Origin of the sequence: Enterobacter sp. SM3, assembly GCF_009811935.2 — a bacterium.
Lineage (GTDB): Bacteria > Pseudomonadota > Gammaproteobacteria > Enterobacterales > Enterobacteriaceae > Enterobacter > Enterobacter asburiae_D.
On record NZ_CP099971.1, the window covers coordinates 2,055,116 to 2,072,045 of the forward strand.

18 protein-coding genes are annotated in these 16,930 nt (G+C 57.5%); 5 read left to right on the top strand and 13 right to left on the bottom strand.

The features are described from left to right. The 8 genes from rsxG to blr all read right to left on the bottom strand — a co-directional run bounded on the left by rsxG (position 1) and on the right by blr (position 6,034). Positions 1 to 621, bottom strand: coding sequence for an electron transport complex subunit RsxG (gene rsxG / locus GVO84_RS09720; RefSeq protein ID WP_063142978.1), 621 nt, complete (start codon positions 619 to 621; stop codon positions 1 to 3). Positions 622 to 631: 10 nt separating this feature from the next. Continuing rightward, positions 632 to 1,684, bottom strand: coding sequence for an electron transport complex subunit RsxD (gene rsxD, locus GVO84_RS09725; protein ID WP_159513984.1), 1,053 nt, complete (start codon positions 1,682 to 1,684; stop codon positions 632 to 634). Then, positions 1,685 to 3,706 (bottom strand): electron transport complex subunit RsxC, encoded by a 2,022-nt coding sequence (rsxC, locus tag GVO84_RS09730; protein ID WP_159513985.1) that lies wholly within the window; start codon positions 3,704 to 3,706, stop codon positions 1,685 to 1,687. Beyond that, positions 3,699 to 4,277 carry an electron transport complex subunit RsxB gene (rsxB, locus tag GVO84_RS09735; RefSeq protein ID WP_032657710.1) on the bottom strand — a complete coding sequence of 193 codons (579 nt, stop codon included), beginning with the start codon at positions 4,275 to 4,277 and terminating at the stop codon, positions 3,699 to 3,701. Before rsxB ends, rsxC begins: the two co-directional genes overlap by 8 nt. After that, positions 4,277 to 4,858, bottom strand: a complete 582-nt coding sequence (gene rsxA / locus GVO84_RS09740; protein ID WP_008500564.1) for an electron transport complex subunit RsxA — start codon at positions 4,856 to 4,858, stop codon at positions 4,277 to 4,279. Before rsxA ends, rsxB begins: the two co-directional genes overlap by 1 nt. Before the next feature lie 76 nt (positions 4,859 to 4,934). Next, the gene (locus tag GVO84_RS09745; RefSeq protein WP_159513986.1) at positions 4,935 to 5,375 is read right to left on the bottom strand and encodes a DUF2569 domain-containing protein; all 441 of its coding nucleotides are present in this window, start codon (positions 5,373 to 5,375) and stop codon (positions 4,935 to 4,937) included. Between the two features lie 86 nt (positions 5,376 to 5,461). Beyond that, a complete protein-coding gene (ydgT, locus tag GVO84_RS09750) occupies positions 5,462 to 5,677 on the bottom strand; it encodes a transcription modulator YdgT (RefSeq protein WP_013096896.1) in 216 nt (71 codons plus the stop codon). Positions 5,678 to 5,908: 231 nt separating this feature from the next. Next, the gene (gene blr / locus GVO84_RS09755) at positions 5,909 to 6,034 is read right to left on the bottom strand and encodes a division septum protein Blr (RefSeq protein ID WP_168112406.1); all 126 of its coding nucleotides are present in this window, start codon (positions 6,032 to 6,034) and stop codon (positions 5,909 to 5,911) included. A 243-nt stretch (positions 6,035 to 6,277) separates the two neighbouring features. Here blr and GVO84_RS09760 point away from each other — a divergent pair, with 243 nt between their 5' ends. Continuing rightward, a complete protein-coding gene (locus tag GVO84_RS09760) occupies positions 6,278 to 7,318 on the top strand; it encodes an oxidoreductase (protein WP_159513987.1) in 1,041 nt (346 codons plus the stop codon). Between the two features lie 54 nt (positions 7,319 to 7,372). On the opposite strand, the gene add is transcribed toward GVO84_RS09760, so the two are convergent. From add to malX, 3 genes are all read right to left on the bottom strand, one after another. After that, on the bottom strand, positions 7,373 to 8,374 hold the full coding sequence (gene add / locus GVO84_RS09765; protein ID WP_159513988.1) for an adenosine deaminase: 1,002 nt from the start codon (positions 8,372 to 8,374) through the stop codon (positions 7,373 to 7,375). A gap of 96 nt (positions 8,375 to 8,470) precedes the next feature. Further along, positions 8,471 to 9,643, bottom strand: coding sequence for a MalY/PatB family protein (locus GVO84_RS09770; RefSeq protein ID WP_159513989.1), 1,173 nt, complete (start codon positions 9,641 to 9,643; stop codon positions 8,471 to 8,473). A 48-nt stretch (positions 9,644 to 9,691) separates the two neighbouring features. Further along, on the bottom strand, positions 9,692 to 11,284 hold the full coding sequence (malX, locus tag GVO84_RS09775) for a maltose/glucose-specific PTS transporter subunit IIBC (RefSeq protein WP_121423507.1): 1,593 nt from the start codon (positions 11,282 to 11,284) through the stop codon (positions 9,692 to 9,694). Between the two features lie 177 nt (positions 11,285 to 11,461). On the opposite strand from malX, the gene GVO84_RS09780 reads away from it, so the two are divergent. Further along, a complete protein-coding gene (locus GVO84_RS09780) occupies positions 11,462 to 12,490 on the top strand; it encodes a Mal regulon transcriptional regulator MalI (RefSeq protein ID WP_121423508.1) in 1,029 nt (342 codons plus the stop codon). A 2-nt stretch (positions 12,491 to 12,492) separates the two neighbouring features. Here the strand turns inward: GVO84_RS09780 and GVO84_RS09785 are convergent, their stop codons facing one another. Beyond that, complete coding sequence (locus GVO84_RS09785) at positions 12,493 to 13,389, bottom strand: LysR family transcriptional regulator (RefSeq protein ID WP_159513990.1); 897 nt, start codon at positions 13,387 to 13,389, stop codon at positions 12,493 to 12,495. A gap of 107 nt (positions 13,390 to 13,496) precedes the next feature. Between GVO84_RS09785 and GVO84_RS09790 the strand changes: the two genes are divergently transcribed. The 3 genes from GVO84_RS09790 to GVO84_RS09800 are packed head-to-tail and all read left to right on the top strand — an operon-like array spanning position 13,497 to position 15,354. Further along, the gene (locus GVO84_RS09790; protein ID WP_121424377.1) at positions 13,497 to 14,477 is read left to right on the top strand and encodes an MBL fold metallo-hydrolase; all 981 of its coding nucleotides are present in this window, start codon (positions 13,497 to 13,499) and stop codon (positions 14,475 to 14,477) included. Positions 14,478 to 14,492: 15 nt separating this feature from the next. Further along, positions 14,493 to 15,098: an alpha/beta fold hydrolase gene (locus GVO84_RS09795; RefSeq protein WP_201283061.1), complete on the top strand. Its 606-nt coding sequence runs from the start codon at positions 14,493 to 14,495 to the stop codon at positions 15,096 to 15,098. Next, the gene (locus GVO84_RS09800) at positions 15,091 to 15,354 is read left to right on the top strand and encodes an alpha/beta fold hydrolase (RefSeq protein ID WP_201283062.1); all 264 of its coding nucleotides are present in this window, start codon (positions 15,091 to 15,093) and stop codon (positions 15,352 to 15,354) included. The genes GVO84_RS09795 and GVO84_RS09800 overlap by 8 nt, the downstream gene beginning before the upstream one ends. A gap of 37 nt (positions 15,355 to 15,391) precedes the next feature. Here the strand turns inward: GVO84_RS09800 and GVO84_RS09805 are convergent, their stop codons facing one another. After that, entirely contained in the window at positions 15,392 to 16,924 is a 1,533-nt protein-coding gene (locus tag GVO84_RS09805; protein WP_159513991.1) for a YdgA family protein, read from the bottom strand. Positions 16,925 to 16,930 lie beyond the last annotated feature (6 nt).

A 16,930-nucleotide genomic window follows, 5' to 3' on the forward strand; every position in this document is an offset into this window, starting at 1 on the left:
TTACTCTCCACAGGCTGGAAGATTGTTGATTTGCGCGGGCAGCGTTTCAGCATACAGCCCGGCTCGTTTAACGGCGTTCACCACTGCGCGCGGCGTGATGGTCGCGCCGGTGAACTGGTCGAACTCGCCGCCGTCTTTCTTCACCGCAAACGCGGTGTCACCTTCGCCATGGATAACTTTACCGGCGAAGTGCAAAATCCAGTCGCTCAGCCGGGTTTCAATTTTATCGCCAAGACCCGGCGTCTCATGGTGTTCCGTCACGCGGGTGCCCAGTATCGTGCCGGTGAAATCGCTGCCGACAAGCAGTTGAATAGCGCCGGAATAGCCGTCGGGCGCCGTCGCTTCCATCACTGCGCCTACCGGTTTATCCCCTTTGCGGGCGATAAAGACACGGTGCGCGCCTTTCCCAAGCTGTGGCGCGTCTACCACAAAGCAGCTTTTTTGCAGGTCATTATCGTAGAAATCTGACGGAATCACCTGATCGAAGAGCGCCTTTTGCTGCTTTGAAGCCTGTTCTTCGATGGTCGTTTTGGTTAACGCATTCACCAGTGCCGTCAGCCCCGTCAGGACCGCGGCGAAGACAGCCAGCGTGACGCCGTGTTTTTGCATCGTTTTTAGCATGGCGAAACCCTTAGCGATGGCCGTACACGCGCGGACGCGTGTAGTAGTCGATGAGCGGAACGGTAATGTTGGCGAGCAGGACGGCAAATGCCACGCCGTCCGGGTAACCGCCAAAGCTGCGGATCAGCCATACCAGCAGGCCCGCCAGCGCGCCGAAGATCAGGCGGCCGCGGTTAGTCGTTGACGCCGTAACCGGATCCGTCAGGATAAAGAAGGCACCTAGCATGGTCGCACCGGAGAGCAAATGCATCTGAGGGCTGGCCAGGGATTCAGGAGAGAAGACCCATCCCAGCGTCGCGCAAACCGCCAGCGTCACGAGGAAGCTGACCGGAATATGCCAGCGAATGGCTTTCTGCTGCAGCAGGAACAGGCCGCCCAGCAGATACGCCAGGTTAACCCACTGCCAGCCTGCACCCGCCAGCATGCCGCTGTAGATCGCGGATTTCATGATCTGCTCAACGCTGTGCCCGGCGTGCAGGGACGTTTTAAAGGTATCGAGAGGCGTCGCCTGGCTGATACCGTCCACGCCCATGCGCAGCGTGTTCATGTCAGCGCCGAGCGCCGTATGGCCGGTAAAGATAACGTGCAGGGCATCCATAAAGCCCGGAACCGTGGCCGCAATCTCGTGCGGAGGCAGCCAGCTGGTCATCTGCACCGGGAAGGAGATCAGCAGCACCACGTAGCCAATCATCGCCGGGTTAAACGGGTTATGACCGAGCCCGCCGTACAGCTGTTTGGCAATGATCACGGCGAAAACGGTCCCGAGAACCACCATCCACCATGGGGCGAACGGTGGGATACTGATGGCCAGCAGCAGACCGGTCAGCAGCGCGGAGTTGTCGGCAAGAATGCGGGAGACAGCCGCCTTGCGCAGCTTAAGCACAAGGGCTTCCGCCGCTAAGGCGCTGGCACAGCCCAGGATTATCTGGAACAGGGTTCCCCAGCCGAAAAACCAGCACTGAACGGCAATGCCCGGCAGCGCCGCCAGGCAGACCAGCATCATGATGCGCGATGTCTGGCGCTGATTGTGGGTGTAAGGGGAGCTTGCGATTCTGAAAACCATTTAATCCTCGTTAACTGCTTTCTGTGCGGCTTTCTTCGCCTGAACGCGCGCAATGGCGGCGGCGACGGCGGCCTTGCGCGGGTCATCGTTGGCGGCCTGCGGTTGCTCTTCCTGCTGCGCCGCCTTACGGGCTTTGGCGCGAGCGATGGCCGCTTCGACGGCGGCTTTGCGAGGGTCGACCGGTGCTTCGGGTTCTGCCGCAGGAGCCTGCTGCGCTGCTTTGCGCGCTTTGGCGCGGGCAATCGCCGCTTCAACGGCCGCTTTGCGCGGGTCGACCTCATCCTGCTCGACGACCACGCTTTGCTCACCGGCTTTGCGGGCTTTGGCGCGGGCTATTGCCGCTTCAACGGCGGCTTTACGCGGGTCGATCTCCGCCTCTGCCTGGGCCGTTTGCGCTTTTTCAGCCTGACGGGCACGCGCTGCGGCCTTACGCGCCTCACGTGCGGCGATGGCTTCGCTGTTATCAGGTTTCTCACCTGCAGGGATCACCACAGGCTGTGCCGCGGTTGCTTTTTTCTCACGAACGCGCGCCAGTGCGGCGTTAATGGCATCCTGATCTTTTTCGGCAGGCTGAACGGCGGCCTGCTTATGGCGTTCCTGACGGGCGACTTTTTCGCGTTCCAGTCGCGCCTGGCGCGCTTCGAAGCGCGCTTTGGCTTCCGCAGCGCGTTTTTCTTCCATGGAGATGGCATAAATTTCAGCCTTCTCCTGGCGGAAATACTGCACCAGCGGGATGTTGCTCGGGCAGACCCAGGCGCAGGCGCCGCATTCAATGCAGTCGGCCAGGTTATGGGCTTTTGCTTTGTCGTGCAGTTGGCCTTTGCTGTACCAGTACAGCTGCTGCGGGAGCAGATCCGCCGGGCAGGCATCGGCGCAGGCGCTGCAGCGGATGCAGCCTTTCTCTTCCTGCTCTTCGCCCATCTCGGTCGGGGAAGGCGCGAGCAGACAGTTGGTGATTTTCACTACCGGAACGTCCAGCCACGGCAGGGTAAAGCCCATCAGCGGGCCGCCCATGATCACCATCTGGTCGCTGCCCGGGCAAAACTCAGCCTGTTCCAGCAGATGGCGCACCGGCGTACCCAGACGCGCCCAGACGTTGCCCGGACGAGAAATCGATTCCCCGGTCAGCGTCACCACGCGCTCGGTTAACGGTTCGCCGTCAATCACCGCGCGCTTCACGGCATAAGCGGTGCCGACGTTTTGCATCAGCACGCCGATATCCGAAGAGCGTCCGCCGTGAGGAACCTGCTTGCCGGTGAGAATTTGCGTCAGCTGTTTTGCGCCGCCAGAAGGGTACTTGGTCGGGATAACGCGCAGGCTAATATCGTGACTGCCCGCCAGCACGGCGCGCAGCATGGAAATAGCCTGCGGTTTATTGTCTTCGATACCGATCAGCACTTCCCGCGGCTGCAGAATGTGCGCGAGGATGCGGATGCCCTCCACCACCTGGGCGGCACAGTCCTGCATCAGACGATCGTCGGCGGTGATATACGGCTCGCACTCGGCGGCGTTGATAATCAACGTCTGAATGTTATCGCCACCGCCGCGCAGCTTGACGCCGGTCGGGAAGCCCGCGCCACCCAGCCCGGCAACGCCGAACTGATGAATTCGCTCGATAAGCGCTTCGCGGCTGTGGGCGCGGAAATCGCTCCAGCCGTCACGGTCAATCCAGCGGTCTTCGCCGTCGGCTTCAATAATCACGCTCAGTTCTGAGAGCGCGGACGGATGCGCCACCGTATGCGGAGCAATGGCGACCACTTTACCGGAGGTTGGCGCATGCACCGGCAGCATGCGTCCGCGACCAAAGGTCAGCGGCTGGCCGCGAAGCACCGTATCGCCTTCTTTCACGCACAGCTCACCCTCAGCGCCAATATGCTGCTTGAGCGGCATAACGTAACGCGTCGCCAGCGGAATTTGACGCAGCGGCGTGCCGTTGGACTGGGTTTTCATTTCCGGTGGATGAATACCGCCGTCAAAGTCCCAGATCTTCTCTTTTCTGAAAGCAGAAAATAACTTAAGCATGTTGTTCCACAGGAATATTGCGAACCGGAATGGTTTGAAGATCCCACTTCCAGCTTTCGGTAGTCGTTTCAACCGGGCGCAGCTCGATACATTGCGTCGGGCAGGGGGCCACGCAGAGGTTACAGCCGGTGCAGAGGTCCGCCACGACGGTGTGCATAGCGCGGGTTGCGCCCACGATGGCGTCAACCGGGCAGGCCTGAATACATTTGGTGCAGCCGATGCAGTTGGCTTCGTCGATCACGGCCAGGGCACGGACCGGCTCCTGCACGTCCGCATCGCCGTCAACGGGCTGCGGATCAACGTTGAGCAGGGTCGCGATTTTCAGCATCACCGCTTCGCCGCCGGGGGCGCAGCGGTTAATTTTTTCACCCTGAATCCCTACCGCTTCGGCATAGGGGCGGCAGCCGGGATAGCCACACTGCCCGCACTGGCTTTGCGGCAGAAGCTCATCAATTTTCTCAACAACAGGATCGTCCTCTACCGCGAAACGGCGGGAGGCGTAACCCAGGATAAGGCCAAACACCAACCCCAGAACGCTGATAGAGGCGATGGCAATCCAGATAGCATTCATTACAACTTCACCAGACCACTAAAGCCCATAAAGGCCAGAGACATTAAACCTGCGGTCACCAGCGCAATCGCGTTACCGCGGAAGGGCGCAGGAATATCCGCTGCTGCCAGGCGCTCGCGAATGGAGGCGAACAGCACCATTACCAGGGAGAAACCGACTGCCGCAGAAAAACCATACAGCGCCGACTGCATAAAGTTATGGCCAAGGTTGATGTTCAGCAGCGCCACGCCGAGAACGGCGCAGTTGGTGGTGATCAGCGGCAGGAAGATGCCCAGCAGGCGATAAAGCGCCGGGCTGGTTTTGCGCACCACCATTTCGGTAAATTGCACCACCACCGCGATAACCAGAATAAAGGCCAGCGTACGAAGATAGGTTAACCCCAGCGGGATGAGGATCCAGGTATCGATCCACCACGCGCAGATGGACGCCAGCGTCATCACGAAGGTCGTCGCCAGCCCCATGCCCATCGCCGTTTCCAGCTTTTTGGACACGCCCATAAACGGGCACAGGCCAAGGAACTTCACCAGAACGAAGTTGTTAACCAGCACGGTGCCGACAAAGAGCAGTAAGTAATCGGTCATTATTTAGCCTGAAATAAAAAAGCCGCCTATTATCGGACAAACCAACGCAGGCGACAACAGGTTATCTGTAGGGTTATTACGGGTTCACGAAGGTGTTTTTCACCCGCGTCGAACGCTTGAAATAGGGCACCAGCAGCGCCGCAGCCAGCAGTGGGAAAAACAGCTGACGAACGGCCAGAGCGTCTGAAACGGGCGAAAAAGCAAAGGCTTTCACCGCCAGCAGAACCGAAATCAGCAGCCAGATGATGTAGTGCTTCGGCACACTCTTGCGGCGCTTAAAGAAGGCAATGGTCAGCCACAGCGTGTAGTACCACATTCCAATCGCGAAAACGAACGACACAAACCACATCGCAATATTCAGCACGCTTTGCGACATCAGGGTCTGGATGGCGTGAGGGGTAACTAATGCGGTGGTATACAGCAGCAGCGCAAGCGATGCGCTTAATAAGGCAACCAGCAGCCATGCCAGTGGGGCGATTAACCAGCCTCCAATGCGTTCTCCAGGCGTTGCGGTCATGAACTCTCCCATAATCTGCGCGAAATGTTGTACAGCCAGTTTGCAGGGCGGAGAGTATATAACATTTCGCGCGGATGGCTACTTTCTTATAAAACGTAACGCCATACGGACTTAGGCACTTCACCGACGTTGAACAAACGACCACCGGAAACCAGCTCCGCACGGCGATGGTCAGCGGCGCGATACATATTAATGATGTCCTGATTATCCGACAGGGTGTAGTTCAGATGGTCAAACAGTTTTTCCAGGCTCTCAAGCGAATTGATCTTGCGAAATTTTAATAAATAGTCCTGAACTGTCATATTAATAAGTTTCCATATAAAAGTGAGTAATACCAGTTAAGGTAATTCGGTCGAATAATAAACGGATTAATTAAGACGTAAACAGCCCACTCAGGTAACGCGACGAAATTAGGAGTTTTCTTTGCTGAAATTCAGGCATCAGACGATGCCTGGAAGAGAAGGTTAACCGTGTTCACCAGGGCTGGCAATAAGTAACTGACATATTATGTCACTCTTTATTGCGGTAACCGGTTACTTAGGTTGGGCGACTGTGACAGGCTCCGGCGGCTGGTAGTTATCGATATGGCTGGCAACGCCCAGCAAAATGACCGAAACCCCAAGGACAATCCATCCCGCTAATTCAATGATTCGATTAATAATTGACGTCATGATTCGTAATTGTACTTTATCCATAAATACAGGGCGCAAATGTTACAGCGACGTTTCCCCGACGGCAAGGGCTTTGGGAACGGTTCCCTTAAACAAAATCAGTAGGTTAATACTATGTAACAAAAACAACCCGTACAACCTGCTATTTTAAGTCATATGGCACATTATTAATCTATGGTCATGCCGGGCTAGGCAGTGTGAAATAAGAACGTCATAAAAGAGGATGGCACTATGAGTGATAATATCCGCGTCGGGCTTATCGGCTACGGGTACGCGAGCAAAACGTTTCATGCGCCTCTGATAGCCGGGACGCCGGGGATGGCGCTGGCGGCGGTATCCAGCAGCGATGCCGCTAAAGTCCACGCCGACTGGCCCTCCGTGCCGGTTGTCTCTGAACCTAAACACCTTTTCAACGATCCGAATATTGATTTAATCGTCATCCCCACGCCGAACGACACCCACTTTCCGCTTGCAAAAGCCGCGCTGGAAGCCGGTAAGCACGTGGTTGTCGATAAGCCCTTTACCGTCACGCTGTCTCAGGCTCGCGAGCTGGATGCGCTGGCAAAGAGCCTGGGCAGGCTGCTGTCGGTATTCCATAACCGCCGCTGGGACAGCGATTTTCTGACGGTAAAAAGGCTTCTCAGCGAGGGCACGCTAGGGGAGATCCTCTTTTTTGAATCGCACTTTGACCGCTTCCGTCCGCAGGTGAGAAACCGCTGGCGCGAGCAGGCCGGTCCGGGCAGCGGTATCTGGTACGATTTAGCCCCGCACCTGCTGGATCAGGCCGTCAATCTTTTTGGTCTGCCGGTGAGCATGACGGTCGATCTGGCCCAGCTCAGGCCCGGCGCGCAGACAACCGATTACTTCCACGCGGTGCTCAGCTACCCGCAGCGACGGATTGTACTGCACGGCACGATGGTCGCGGCCGCAGAATCGGCCCGCTATATCATTCACGGAACGCGCGGGAGCTACGTGAAGTTTGGTCTCGATCCGCAGGAGGACCGACTGAAAAGCGGTGAACGTTTACCGCAGGAAGACTGGGGCTATGACATGCGCGACGGCGTGGTCACGCGGGTTGAAGGCGAGGAACTCGTTGAGGAGACTTTGCTGACGATCCCGGGGAACTATCCGGCCTACTATGCGGCCATCCGCGATGCGCTGAACGGCACGGGAGAGAATCCGGTTCCGGCCAGCCAGGCGATTCAGATTATGGAGCTGATTGAACTGGGCATCGAATCTGCCAAACATCGCGCCACGCTCTGTCTGGCATAAGTTTGAAATGCTTTTGTAGGCCGGGTTAGGCGTAGCCGCCACCCGGCAAAGGGTTTACGCGGTTGCCACCTTATCCCGCAGCGCCTGCTTCTCTTCAGGCGTCAGGAAGGCAATTTCCAGCCCGTTAATCTGCGCCTGACGGATCTGCTCGCGGCTCAAGCCCGCCTGCGGTGCGGCGATGTTGTACTCGTGGATGATATCCACGCCCTGAACCGCAGGGTCGTCGGTGTTCAGCGAGGCCAGCACGCCGTGCTCGAGGAACGTTTTCAGCGGATGATGCGCCAGCGTTGCCACGGTGCTGGTCTGAATGTTAGACGTCAAACACGACTCAATCCCGATACGCTGCTCCGCCAGGAAATCCATCAGGGCGCGATCTTCAACCGCCTTCACGCCGTGACCGATACGCTCGGCGCCCAGCTCGCGGATGGCCTGCCAGATGCTTTCCGGGCCAGCCGCTTCACCCGCATGCACGGTAATGTGCCAGCCGGCATTGCGCGCGCGGTTGAAGTGGGAGAGGAACAGACTGCCCGGGAAGCCCAGCTCGTCGCCGGCGAGGTCGACCGCGGTGATGGCATCGCGATGGGCCAGCAGCGCTTCCAGCTCCTGCAGGCAGGCGGCTTCGCCGAACGTACGGCTCATAATGCCAATCAGACGGGCCTGAACGTCGAAAGTTTTACACCCTTCGCGGACGCCTTCAATGACGGCTTCCACCACGCCTGCAACGGGCAGGCTGTGGGTCATCGCCATGTAGCCCGGCGAGAAGCGCAGCTCGACGTAATGCAGACCGTTACGGGCCGCATCTTCAATGTTCTCAAACGCCACGCGGCGGCAGGCATCCAGCGAGGCCAGCATCTTCACGCCCCAGTCGAGTTTGCTCAGGAAGCTGACCAGGTCCGGTTCATTGGAGGTCACCTGTACATGCGGGATCAGCGACTCAAGCGTCTGCGCTGGAAGCGTTAAATTGAACTGGCGGCCAAGATCGAGGATGGTTTGGGCACGAATGTTACCGTCAAGGTGACGATGAATATCAGTTAAAGGCAGGCGTGTATCAATCATGGTCGCACTCTTTTCTGGTTAAAGTGCGCCATATTATAAAAACAAAACGGGGTAAAAAGCTATTTGCGCAAGGGAATATTCCGTTGCGCAAATTGATTACAGGAGTGCGTTAATCCCGGCAATGAGGCGCTGAACGCCTTGTTCCAGCTTGCTGCGCGGGCAGCCCGCATTCAGGCGAACAAAGCCATTTCCCTCCTTGCCGTAGGTATATCCCGGCATGATGGCAACCTTTTGCTGCTCGATCAGTACTTTTTGCAGCGCCCGATCGTCAATATTCAGCGGACGCAGGTCAATCCAGGCCAGATAGGTCGCTTCTGGCGGCTGCCAGTTCAGTTTCGGAAAAGCGCTGTTTAGTTCCTGTGCGATATACAACAAATTCCCTTCCAGATAACCCCGCAGGGCATCCAGCCACGGCGCTCCCTGCTGATAGGCGGCGATATGCGCCGTCAGCGCCAGCACGGAAGGGGAAGAGAGGCCGTCCCGGCCTTTTAGCGCGCTGAGATAACCGTTACGGCTCTCCTCATCGCCAATAAGGCCGTAAGCGCCCGTCAGCGCCGGAATATTAAAGCTTTTCGAGCCGGAGGTGAGAAGCGCCCATTTGCCGCGCGCCACCGCGTTCCACGGCGTGTGACGATGCTCGCCCCACACCATATCCATATGGATTTCATCACTGATAACCGCCACGTCATAGCGCTCGCACAGTTCCGCCATCTGCGTCAGTTCTTCCCGCGTCCAGACCTTGCCGGTCGGGTTTTGCGGGCTGCACAGCAGCAAAATTTTGTTTTCAGGTTTCGCCAGGGCCGCTTCCAGCGCAGCCATGTTTCCCAGCCAGCCAGCGGCATGCTTTTCCATCTCTACGGGCACCACGTGACGCCCATTGCCTTCGATGGCTTTGTAAAACGCATCGTATGCCGGGGTATGTACCACCACGCCGTCGCCGGGGTTTGACCAGAGACGAATCAACTCAGAAACCATATAAATAACGGAAGGGCCATAAACGACCGATTCGGTCTCAATCTGGCTGTTAAAGCGCTGCTGGAACCAGTGCGCGACGGCGGCGAGAAACTCATCGTTCTTCCAGCGGCTGTAGCCCAACACGCCGTGATTGATGCGCTGATGCAGCGCGTCGGTAATGCAGGGAGCGGTAGCGAAATCCATATCCGAGATGGTGAAGGGCAGCAGGTCGACCGCGCCAAAGCGGTCGGCGACGTAGTCCCACTGGGTACACCAGGTGCCGTGTCGATCCACGACGGTAGAGAAATCAAACATGACGTTAATCCTTAAAGTAAAACCCCCTCATGAGAGGGGGCTGAGGCATCAGGCTTCTACTGTTCGCATCAGGGTAGCCAGCTCATCCTTCACCGACTGCACCTGCGGGCCGATAACCACCTGCAAATTGTGCTGATTTAACTGTACCACGCCAATGGCCCGGTTGGCTTTCAGGGCGTTGGTATTCACTTTTGACATATCCGCCACCGACAGACGCAGGCGGGTAATGCAGTTATCCAGAGAGGTGATGTTATCCGCACCGCCCAGCGCCGCCAGAATGGCCGGGGTGTTATAGCCAGACTTGCCCACGGTCCCGGCTACCGCCTGTTCAACGCTGCTTGCCGTATCGGTATCGCGGCCAGGCGTTTTCAGGTTAAAGCGGGTGATGGCGAAGCGGAAGATACCGTAGTACACCGCGAACCAGATAGCCGCCACGACCGGCACCAGGTACCACTTGGTGGACAGGCCGTGCAGGATCCCGAACACCACGAAGTCGATCACGTTGCCGTCGGTGTTGCCGATGGTCACGCCCAGCACCGCCATCACGGTAAAGCCCAGGCCGGTCAGCACCGCGTGGATGAGGTACAGCACCGGCGCGACGAACAGGAACAGGAATTCGATTGGCTCGGTGGTACCGCCCACGACGCAGGCGATGACGCCGGAAATCAGCAGGCCTTTAATTTTATGACGGTTTTCCGGGCGCGCGCAGTGGTACATCGCCAGCGCGGCACCCGGCAGGCCGCCGAGGAAGGCAGGCATTTTACCCTGAGACAGGAAGCGGGTGGCGCTTTCGGAGAAGCCGTGGGTGGTCGGGCAGCTCAGCTGCGCCTGGAAGATGGTCAGCGCGCCGCTCACGTCGTGACCGCACACCTCCATCGTACCGCCCGCTTCGGTGAAGCGAATCAGGGCCACCAGGATATGCTGCAGACCAAACGGCAGGAGCAGACGCTCGCCGGTGCCGAAGATCATCGGACCAAAATCTCCCGCGCCGTTGATGATGCGGCCAATGCCGTTGATGCCCATCGCGAAGACCGGCCAGATCAGTGGAATGATCAGACCAAACAGGCCCATCACCACCAGGGTGATAATCGGTACGAAGCGGGTACCGCCGAAGAAGGCCAGGGCATCCGGCAGGCGGATATTGTGGAAGCGCTCGTGCAGCATCCAGATAATCACACCCGCGATCACTGCCCCGAGGATCCCGGTATCGATGGACTGGATACCGATCACGCTCTGAATGTTGTTGGCTTTCAGCACGGCAGCGTCGGTGGTCGGCAAAATGCCTTTCGCAGTCAGCCAGAAGTTAACCGCCAGGTTCATCACCGCGTAACCCACAAAACCGGCAAACGCCGCGACGCCTTTATTTTCGCGCGCCAGGCCCAGCGGGATGGCGATGCAGAACATGACGGGCAGGAAGCTAAACGCAAAGGAGCCGACTTTACTCATCCAGATAAAGATCGCCTGCAGCACGGGGGTACCGAGGAACGGGATCAGCGTGATGACGTCTTTACTGCTTAGCGAACTGCCGATCCCGAGCATGATCCCGCAGAACGAGAGGAGTGCCACGGGCAGCATAAAGGTTTTACCCAGTTGCTGGAAAAATTCCCACAGCGATATTTTTTGTGCTGCTTTCGCCGTCATAAAACGACTCCTTTATTGTTAAAATCAGTTTGTCTGCTTCAATGCTGCGAGAAGATAAAACGTTTTATCAAAGTTTAGTGCGCGCTAAATCACATTCTCAGGCTTTGACTGGTAGTATAAAGATAACGTATTGATAAAACGTTTTACCGATCTCATTTCAGGGAGTCACGCCGACACATGGCTGTAGCGAAAAAAATCACCATCAACGATGTCGCGCTGGCGGCGGGCGTTTCCGTCAGCACCGTTTCTCTGGTGCTAAGCGGGAAAGGGCGAATCTCTCCTGCCACCGGTCAGCGGGTGAACGAGGCGGTTGAACAGCTGGGCTTTGTGCGTAACCGTCAGGCGTCGGCGCTGCGCGGCGGGCAAAGCGGGGTGATTGGCCTGATTGTTCGCGACCTGACATCACCTTTCTATGCGGAGCTGACCGCCGGGTTAACCGAAGCGCTTGAAGCGCAGGGACGAATGGTCTTTCTGCTGCACGGCGGTCGCGAGGCCGATCAGCTTCTCTCCCGGCTCGATATGCTGCTTAACCAGGGGGTAGACGGGGTGATCGTTGCCGGAGCGTCGGGCGTGGGCAGCGAACTGTGCGAGCGCGCCGCCGCGAAAGGCGTGCCGCTGGTGTTTGCTTCGCGCGCCAGCTACCTGGACGAGGCCGATACGCTGCGCCCGGATAACATGCAGGCCGCGCAAATGCTGACCGAGCATCTTATTCGTCGCGGGCATCAGCGCATTGCCTGGCTGGGCGGGAAAAGCTCGTCCCTGACCCGCGCCGAGCGGGTAGGCGGCTACTGCGCAACGCTAATTAAATACGGTCTGCCGTTCCACAGCGAATGGGTCGTGGAGTGTGAATCCAGCCAGAAGAAAGCGGCGGAAGCGATAGGCGCGCTGCTGCGAAGCAGTCCGACGATCAGCGCCGTGATTTGCTACAACGATGTGATTGCCATGGGCGCCTGGTTTGGCCTGATCCGCGCTGGGCGTCAAGGCGGCGAGGGCGGGGTGGAAACCTTCTTCGGCCACCAGGTGGCGCTCGGGGCGTTCGCTGACGTCGGTGAAAACGCCCTCGACGACCTGCCGATCGTGTGGGCCACCACCCCTGCTCGGGAGATGGGCTACACGCTGGCAGACAGGATCATGCAGCGCATCGACAATACGGATGTGCAGGCCGGGCACCAGATTGTGGCGGCGCGGCTGGTGACGGTGAAATGATATCAAGTGGGTTGCGTTAGCGGATTGAGCAGCAATTCGGCTTCCAGCGCTTCCACAAACTTTCGTACTTTTGCCGGGACCAGCCGGGAGGTCGGGTAAACCGCCCAAACGGCCAGCGATTCCGGCTGGGCATCCTCAAGAACGATCCGCACGAGTTTACCCTCTCTGAACGCCGGCTCTACGTACCAGCGGGATAAATTGGCGATCCCCAACCCTCCCAGGCAGGCTTCGAAAATTGCCTCAATAGAGTTCGCGGAGAATCGGCCCGACACCTTTTGTTTGTAGCGCTGTTCGCCCTGTTCGAATGACCAGTGAACGCTGTCTGACGTGGTCAGACAGCTGTGTGCCGCCAGATCGTTAAACGATTTGGGATAGCCATTGGCGGCAAGATACGTAGCGCTGGCGCAGAGATCGCGAGGGTTGTGACACAGACGATGGGCAACCAGCCGGTTATCGCGCAGCGGCGCAATGCGTAACGCCACGTCTATGCCTTTTCCGACAATATCAACCTGTTCGTCGGTGGCGAGTAAATCGACCTGCAGGGAAGGATGCTGTTGCATGAACCGGGTCAGCATGGGAGCCACAATCTTCCGGCCAAACCCCGCTGAGGCGGTAATGCGCAGGCGTCCGGAAAGGTGGGTCCCTTCGGGAAACAGGTCAGCAAGCGCGTTGCTTTTATCTTCCAGTAGCGCCTGTGCATGCGGCAAAAAAATGTCACCATCGCTGGTAGGTGAGAGGGAACGCGTGGTGCGGTGCACCAGCCTGACCCCCAGTTCAGCCTCAAGATTATTAAGAGACCGTGACGCCGCCATGGCGCTCACAGAGAGCCGACGCGCGGCGCCCGCCAGGCTACCCGCCTTGACGGCTTCAACAAACACTTCAATATCTTCGAGTCTCATTATATCGTTTATCGTTATGCTGCCTTATCAAATTACCTATCTACATTATTTATCGTTACGCTGCCATAGTCTCTTCACATCCTGATAAACATGAATTTGGAGTGAAGATGAAAAAGTTGAAAACGGTTCTTGCATTCAGTGGCCTGCTCTTTGCTGGCACATCGTGGGCAGATGCCCCTGCGCAGGTGAAACAGCAGGTCCCGGGCTATTATCGTCTGGCGGTAGGGGAATACGAGGTGACGGCGCTGTTCGACGGCTATAACGATCTTTCGCCAACGCTATTGCAAGGGCTTTCACCCGACAAGGTTCGCAACCTGTTGGCGCAACGCAAAATCGATTCCGAACGCATGCCTACTTCCTTCAACGCGTTTTTGGTTAATACCGGTAAACACCTGGTCATGATTGACAGCGGGGGTGGTCACTGCATGGCGGAAACGGCCGGCCAGCTGGTCAGCAATATGAACGCATCAGGGTACCGTCCCGAGCAGGTTGATACCATTTTCCTGACCCACCTGCATCTTGACCACGTGTGCGGCCTGAGTGATGCAGAGGGTAAGGCGCTGTTCCCGAATGCCACCGTATATGTACCGCAGGGGGAGGCCGACTACTGGCTTGACCCTGCAAAAGAAGCGAGCGCGCCGGCTAATGCGAAGGCGTATTTCGCTATCGCCAGGAATGCGCTGTCCGCCTATAAAGCCGCCGGGCACCTTAAAACCTTCGTCCCGCCAGCTTCGCCTATCCCGGAAGTCCAGACGGCATATGCCGTTGGGCATACGCCTGGCAGTACCGTTTATCGCTTCGCGTCGAAGGGGACGGCTATCAACTTCATTGGGGATTTGATTCATGCTCCTGCCGTCCAGTTCCCGCACCCTGAAGTGTCTATTCGCTTTGATGTCGATCCGAAAAAAGCCATCTCATCCAGGGCGCAGGAGTTTAACGCGCTGGCGAAAGACGGTGAGTGGATGGCCGCAGCGCATCTGCCTTTCCCCGGTATCGGTCATATCACCGCCTGGCAGCAGGGCTATAGCTGGAATCCTGTCAATTACGGTCCTTATCAGCGTGCGGCCAACGTGCCTCTGCTGAAATAAAGTGAGGTGACGAGCATGAAAAGTTACACCGTAACGGCAAACGGTATCCGTCAGTTTGTGGTCGAAGAGGGTGAAGGCGCACCGGTTATTCTCCTGCATGGTTTTCCTGAAACAAACTATGCCTGGCGCTACCAGATACCCGTACTGTCCCGGCACTACCGCGTGATCGCACCTGATTTACGCGGGTATGGCGAAACGGATAAACCTGCTTCTGGCTATGATAAGCGCAACATGGCGCGGGACATCCGGGAACTGATGCGTGTGCTGGGTTTACAGAAAGTGGTGCTGGTGGGGCACGATCGCGGCGCGCGCGTCGCGACGCGGTTTGCAAAAGATTACCCTGAGCTGGTGGATCGACTGGTAGTGATGGATAACGTACCAACCCGTATTGTGGCGCGCGATCTGAATGCGTCGATTGCGCGTGCGTACTGGTTCTTCCTGTTTCATCTTGTGCCAGACCTGCCGGAAGCGCTGATTGCGGGTCGGGAGCATATCTGGCTGCGCCACTTTTTCTCTGACTGGACCTACAATCCGTCGACCATTAGCGGCGAGGCGTTTGACACCTATGTTCGGGCGTATCAGGCGCCGGGCGCCGTGCGCGGCGCGCGGCGCGATGGCTGACTATCGCGCCAACGCAGAGGATGTGGCGCAGGATATGGCTGACGCTGAGGTGAAAATCACCTGCCCGGTAATGTCGCTGTGGGGTAATGATTTTCATGCGGTCGGCAAACTTTTCGATATGGAAAGCGTCTGGGCCGAAATGGCGGAAAACCTGCGGGCGCAGGGTATTGATGAGTGCGGCCATCTGCCGCAGGAGGAGCAGCCAGAGAAAGTGAACGCGCTTCTGCTGGATTTCCTGGCTGGATGGAAAAGCTAGCGGGCAATAAAAACCCCTCATTCGAGGGGTTTTGCGTTTACTGCTGCGGTGCCGCCGGTTCAGCTGGCGCTGCCGGTTCAGCCGGTTCCGGCATCCCCAGCGTTGGCATACCAAACATGCCGACGAAGTCTTCCAGCGGCATCTTGTCGCCGTTAAGCGTTACCTGGCCGTTGGCGTACTGCAGGCTGGTGGAAATGGTGTTGTTTTCCACTTTGGTGATGCGGAACATCTGGCCCATTGCCGCCAGCCCTTTCACCTGCTGGTTAGCCAGCTTGCCGGCGTCTTCATCGCCGTAGCCTTCCAGCTTCGCAATCTGGGTCATAAACTTGGTCGCCATATCCATCGGGATGGTCAGCTTGCTGTCGAGCGACTTCACGCTGCGATCCACTTCCTGCGCCAGCGTCTGCGGTTCACCCGTTGCGGTTGCCGGATCTTTCAGGAACAGAGACAGGTTGAAGCTGGTTTCGCCTTTGCTGTTTTTCCAGCTCAGCGGCGCAACGGTTATCACCGGCTCGCCTTTCAACAGGATAGGCAGGTTGTTGAACAGTACCGCCATCGCCTGCTGCTGATACACCTCAGGGTTCTGCTGCAGCGCGGCATCGGTCAGCAGCGCCTGGCTCTCTTTGCTGTATTTCTGGCTAAACTCGTGCCACGCCTGGCCGTCGATATTGCCGATCTTCAGCGACAGTTTGCCGGTGCCCAGATCCTGATTCTGCACTTTCAGGCTCTTCAGCGTGTAATCCAGCTGGGTGTTGATGCTCTTACCGTCTTTGGAAACGTCGGATTTGCCGTTGACGTCCATGCCTTCCAGCACGGCCATCTCTTTTCCTTCAACCGCAATGGCTACCTTGTCGAGAGACAGTTTTTGATCGCCGATACGCTCCTGGAAATCAGTCATTCGGCTGTTGCCGTCGGCTTTCAGGTTGCTGAAGGTGAGCTGAACTTTTTGGTTATATTCATTCACGGCATTGACCAGGCCACTTTCCGCTTCACCCGTCAGGGAGAACACGTTTCCGTCGCGGTCAGCATCGAGTTTGAAGTGGCCGCCGCTGAAGGCGACTTTCTCATTCTCTTTCTCGTAGTTAAGCGCTTTCAGAGCAATATCGGAACTTGTGTCACCGGCATAGCTAATTCGGGTATTAATGTCGAAAGGCGATTCATTCTTCGCCAGGTCAAACAGCGGTTTGGTGACGTCGTTATTCACCAGCACGGTATGAACAGACGCCATCGACGGGATCAGGTTAAAAGACTTCAGCTGCGCCAGCGGCAGCGGACCGTGGCTCACCACCTCGTCCAGCACCACGCTCTGGCCCGGTTTCAGCCAGCCGTTTTCAGCACCGGCAACCGGCTTCACTACCAGCTGCATACGGCTGGTAAACACACCGCGATGATAATTCTGGTAGCTCAGCTCAAGGCCCGCCTCCGGCGCGCTGCGCTTAATCTCTCCGTTAGCCTGCGCCACCATCTCAGCCAGACGGCCTTCCAGCTGTTTCCCGGTAAACCAGGAGGCACCCGTCCAGACCACGCCTAACGCTACAATCACTCCAACCGCTACGACCGATTTTTTCATTGCGAC

Coding starts and splice junctions, on each gene's coding strand:
- rsxG (WP_063142978.1), bottom strand. CDS start 621: ATGCTAAAAACGATGCAAAAACACGGCGTCACGCTGGCTGTCTTCGCC.
- rsxD (WP_159513984.1), bottom strand. CDS start 1,684: ATGGTTTTCAGAATCGCAAGCTCCCCTTACACCCACAATCAGCGCCAG.
- rsxC (WP_159513985.1), bottom strand. CDS start 3,706: ATGCTTAAGTTATTTTCTGCTTTCAGAAAAGAGAAGATCTGGGACTTT.
- rsxB (WP_032657710.1), bottom strand. CDS start 4,277: ATGAATGCTATCTGGATTGCCATCGCCTCTATCAGCGTTCTGGGGTTG.
- rsxA (WP_008500564.1), bottom strand. CDS start 4,858: ATGACCGATTACTTACTGCTCTTTGTCGGCACCGTGCTGGTTAACAAC.
- GVO84_RS09745 (WP_159513986.1), bottom strand. CDS start 5,375: ATGACCGCAACGCCTGGAGAACGCATTGGAGGCTGGTTAATCGCCCCA.
- ydgT (WP_013096896.1), bottom strand. CDS start 5,677: ATGACAGTTCAGGACTATTTATTAAAATTTCGCAAGATCAATTCGCTT.
- GVO84_RS09760 (WP_159513987.1), top strand. CDS start 6,278: ATGAGTGATAATATCCGCGTCGGGCTTATCGGCTACGGGTACGCGAGC.
- add (WP_159513988.1), bottom strand. CDS start 8,374: ATGATTGATACACGCCTGCCTTTAACTGATATTCATCGTCACCTTGAC.
- GVO84_RS09770 (WP_159513989.1), bottom strand. CDS start 9,643: ATGTTTGATTTCTCTACCGTCGTGGATCGACACGGCACCTGGTGTACC.
- malX (WP_121423507.1), bottom strand. CDS start 11,284: ATGACGGCGAAAGCAGCACAAAAAATATCGCTGTGGGAATTTTTCCAG.
- GVO84_RS09780 (WP_121423508.1), top strand. CDS start 11,462: ATGGCTGTAGCGAAAAAAATCACCATCAACGATGTCGCGCTGGCGGCG.
- GVO84_RS09785 (WP_159513990.1), bottom strand. CDS start 13,389: ATGAGACTCGAAGATATTGAAGTGTTTGTTGAAGCCGTCAAGGCGGGT.
- GVO84_RS09790 (WP_121424377.1), top strand. CDS start 13,497: ATGAAAAAGTTGAAAACGGTTCTTGCATTCAGTGGCCTGCTCTTTGCT.
- GVO84_RS09795 (WP_201283061.1), top strand. CDS start 14,493: ATGAAAAGTTACACCGTAACGGCAAACGGTATCCGTCAGTTTGTGGTC.
- GVO84_RS09800 (WP_201283062.1), top strand. CDS start 15,091: ATGGCTGACTATCGCGCCAACGCAGAGGATGTGGCGCAGGATATGGCT.
- GVO84_RS09805 (WP_159513991.1), bottom strand. CDS start 16,924: ATGAAAAAATCGGTCGTAGCGGTTGGAGTGATTGTAGCGTTAGGCGTG.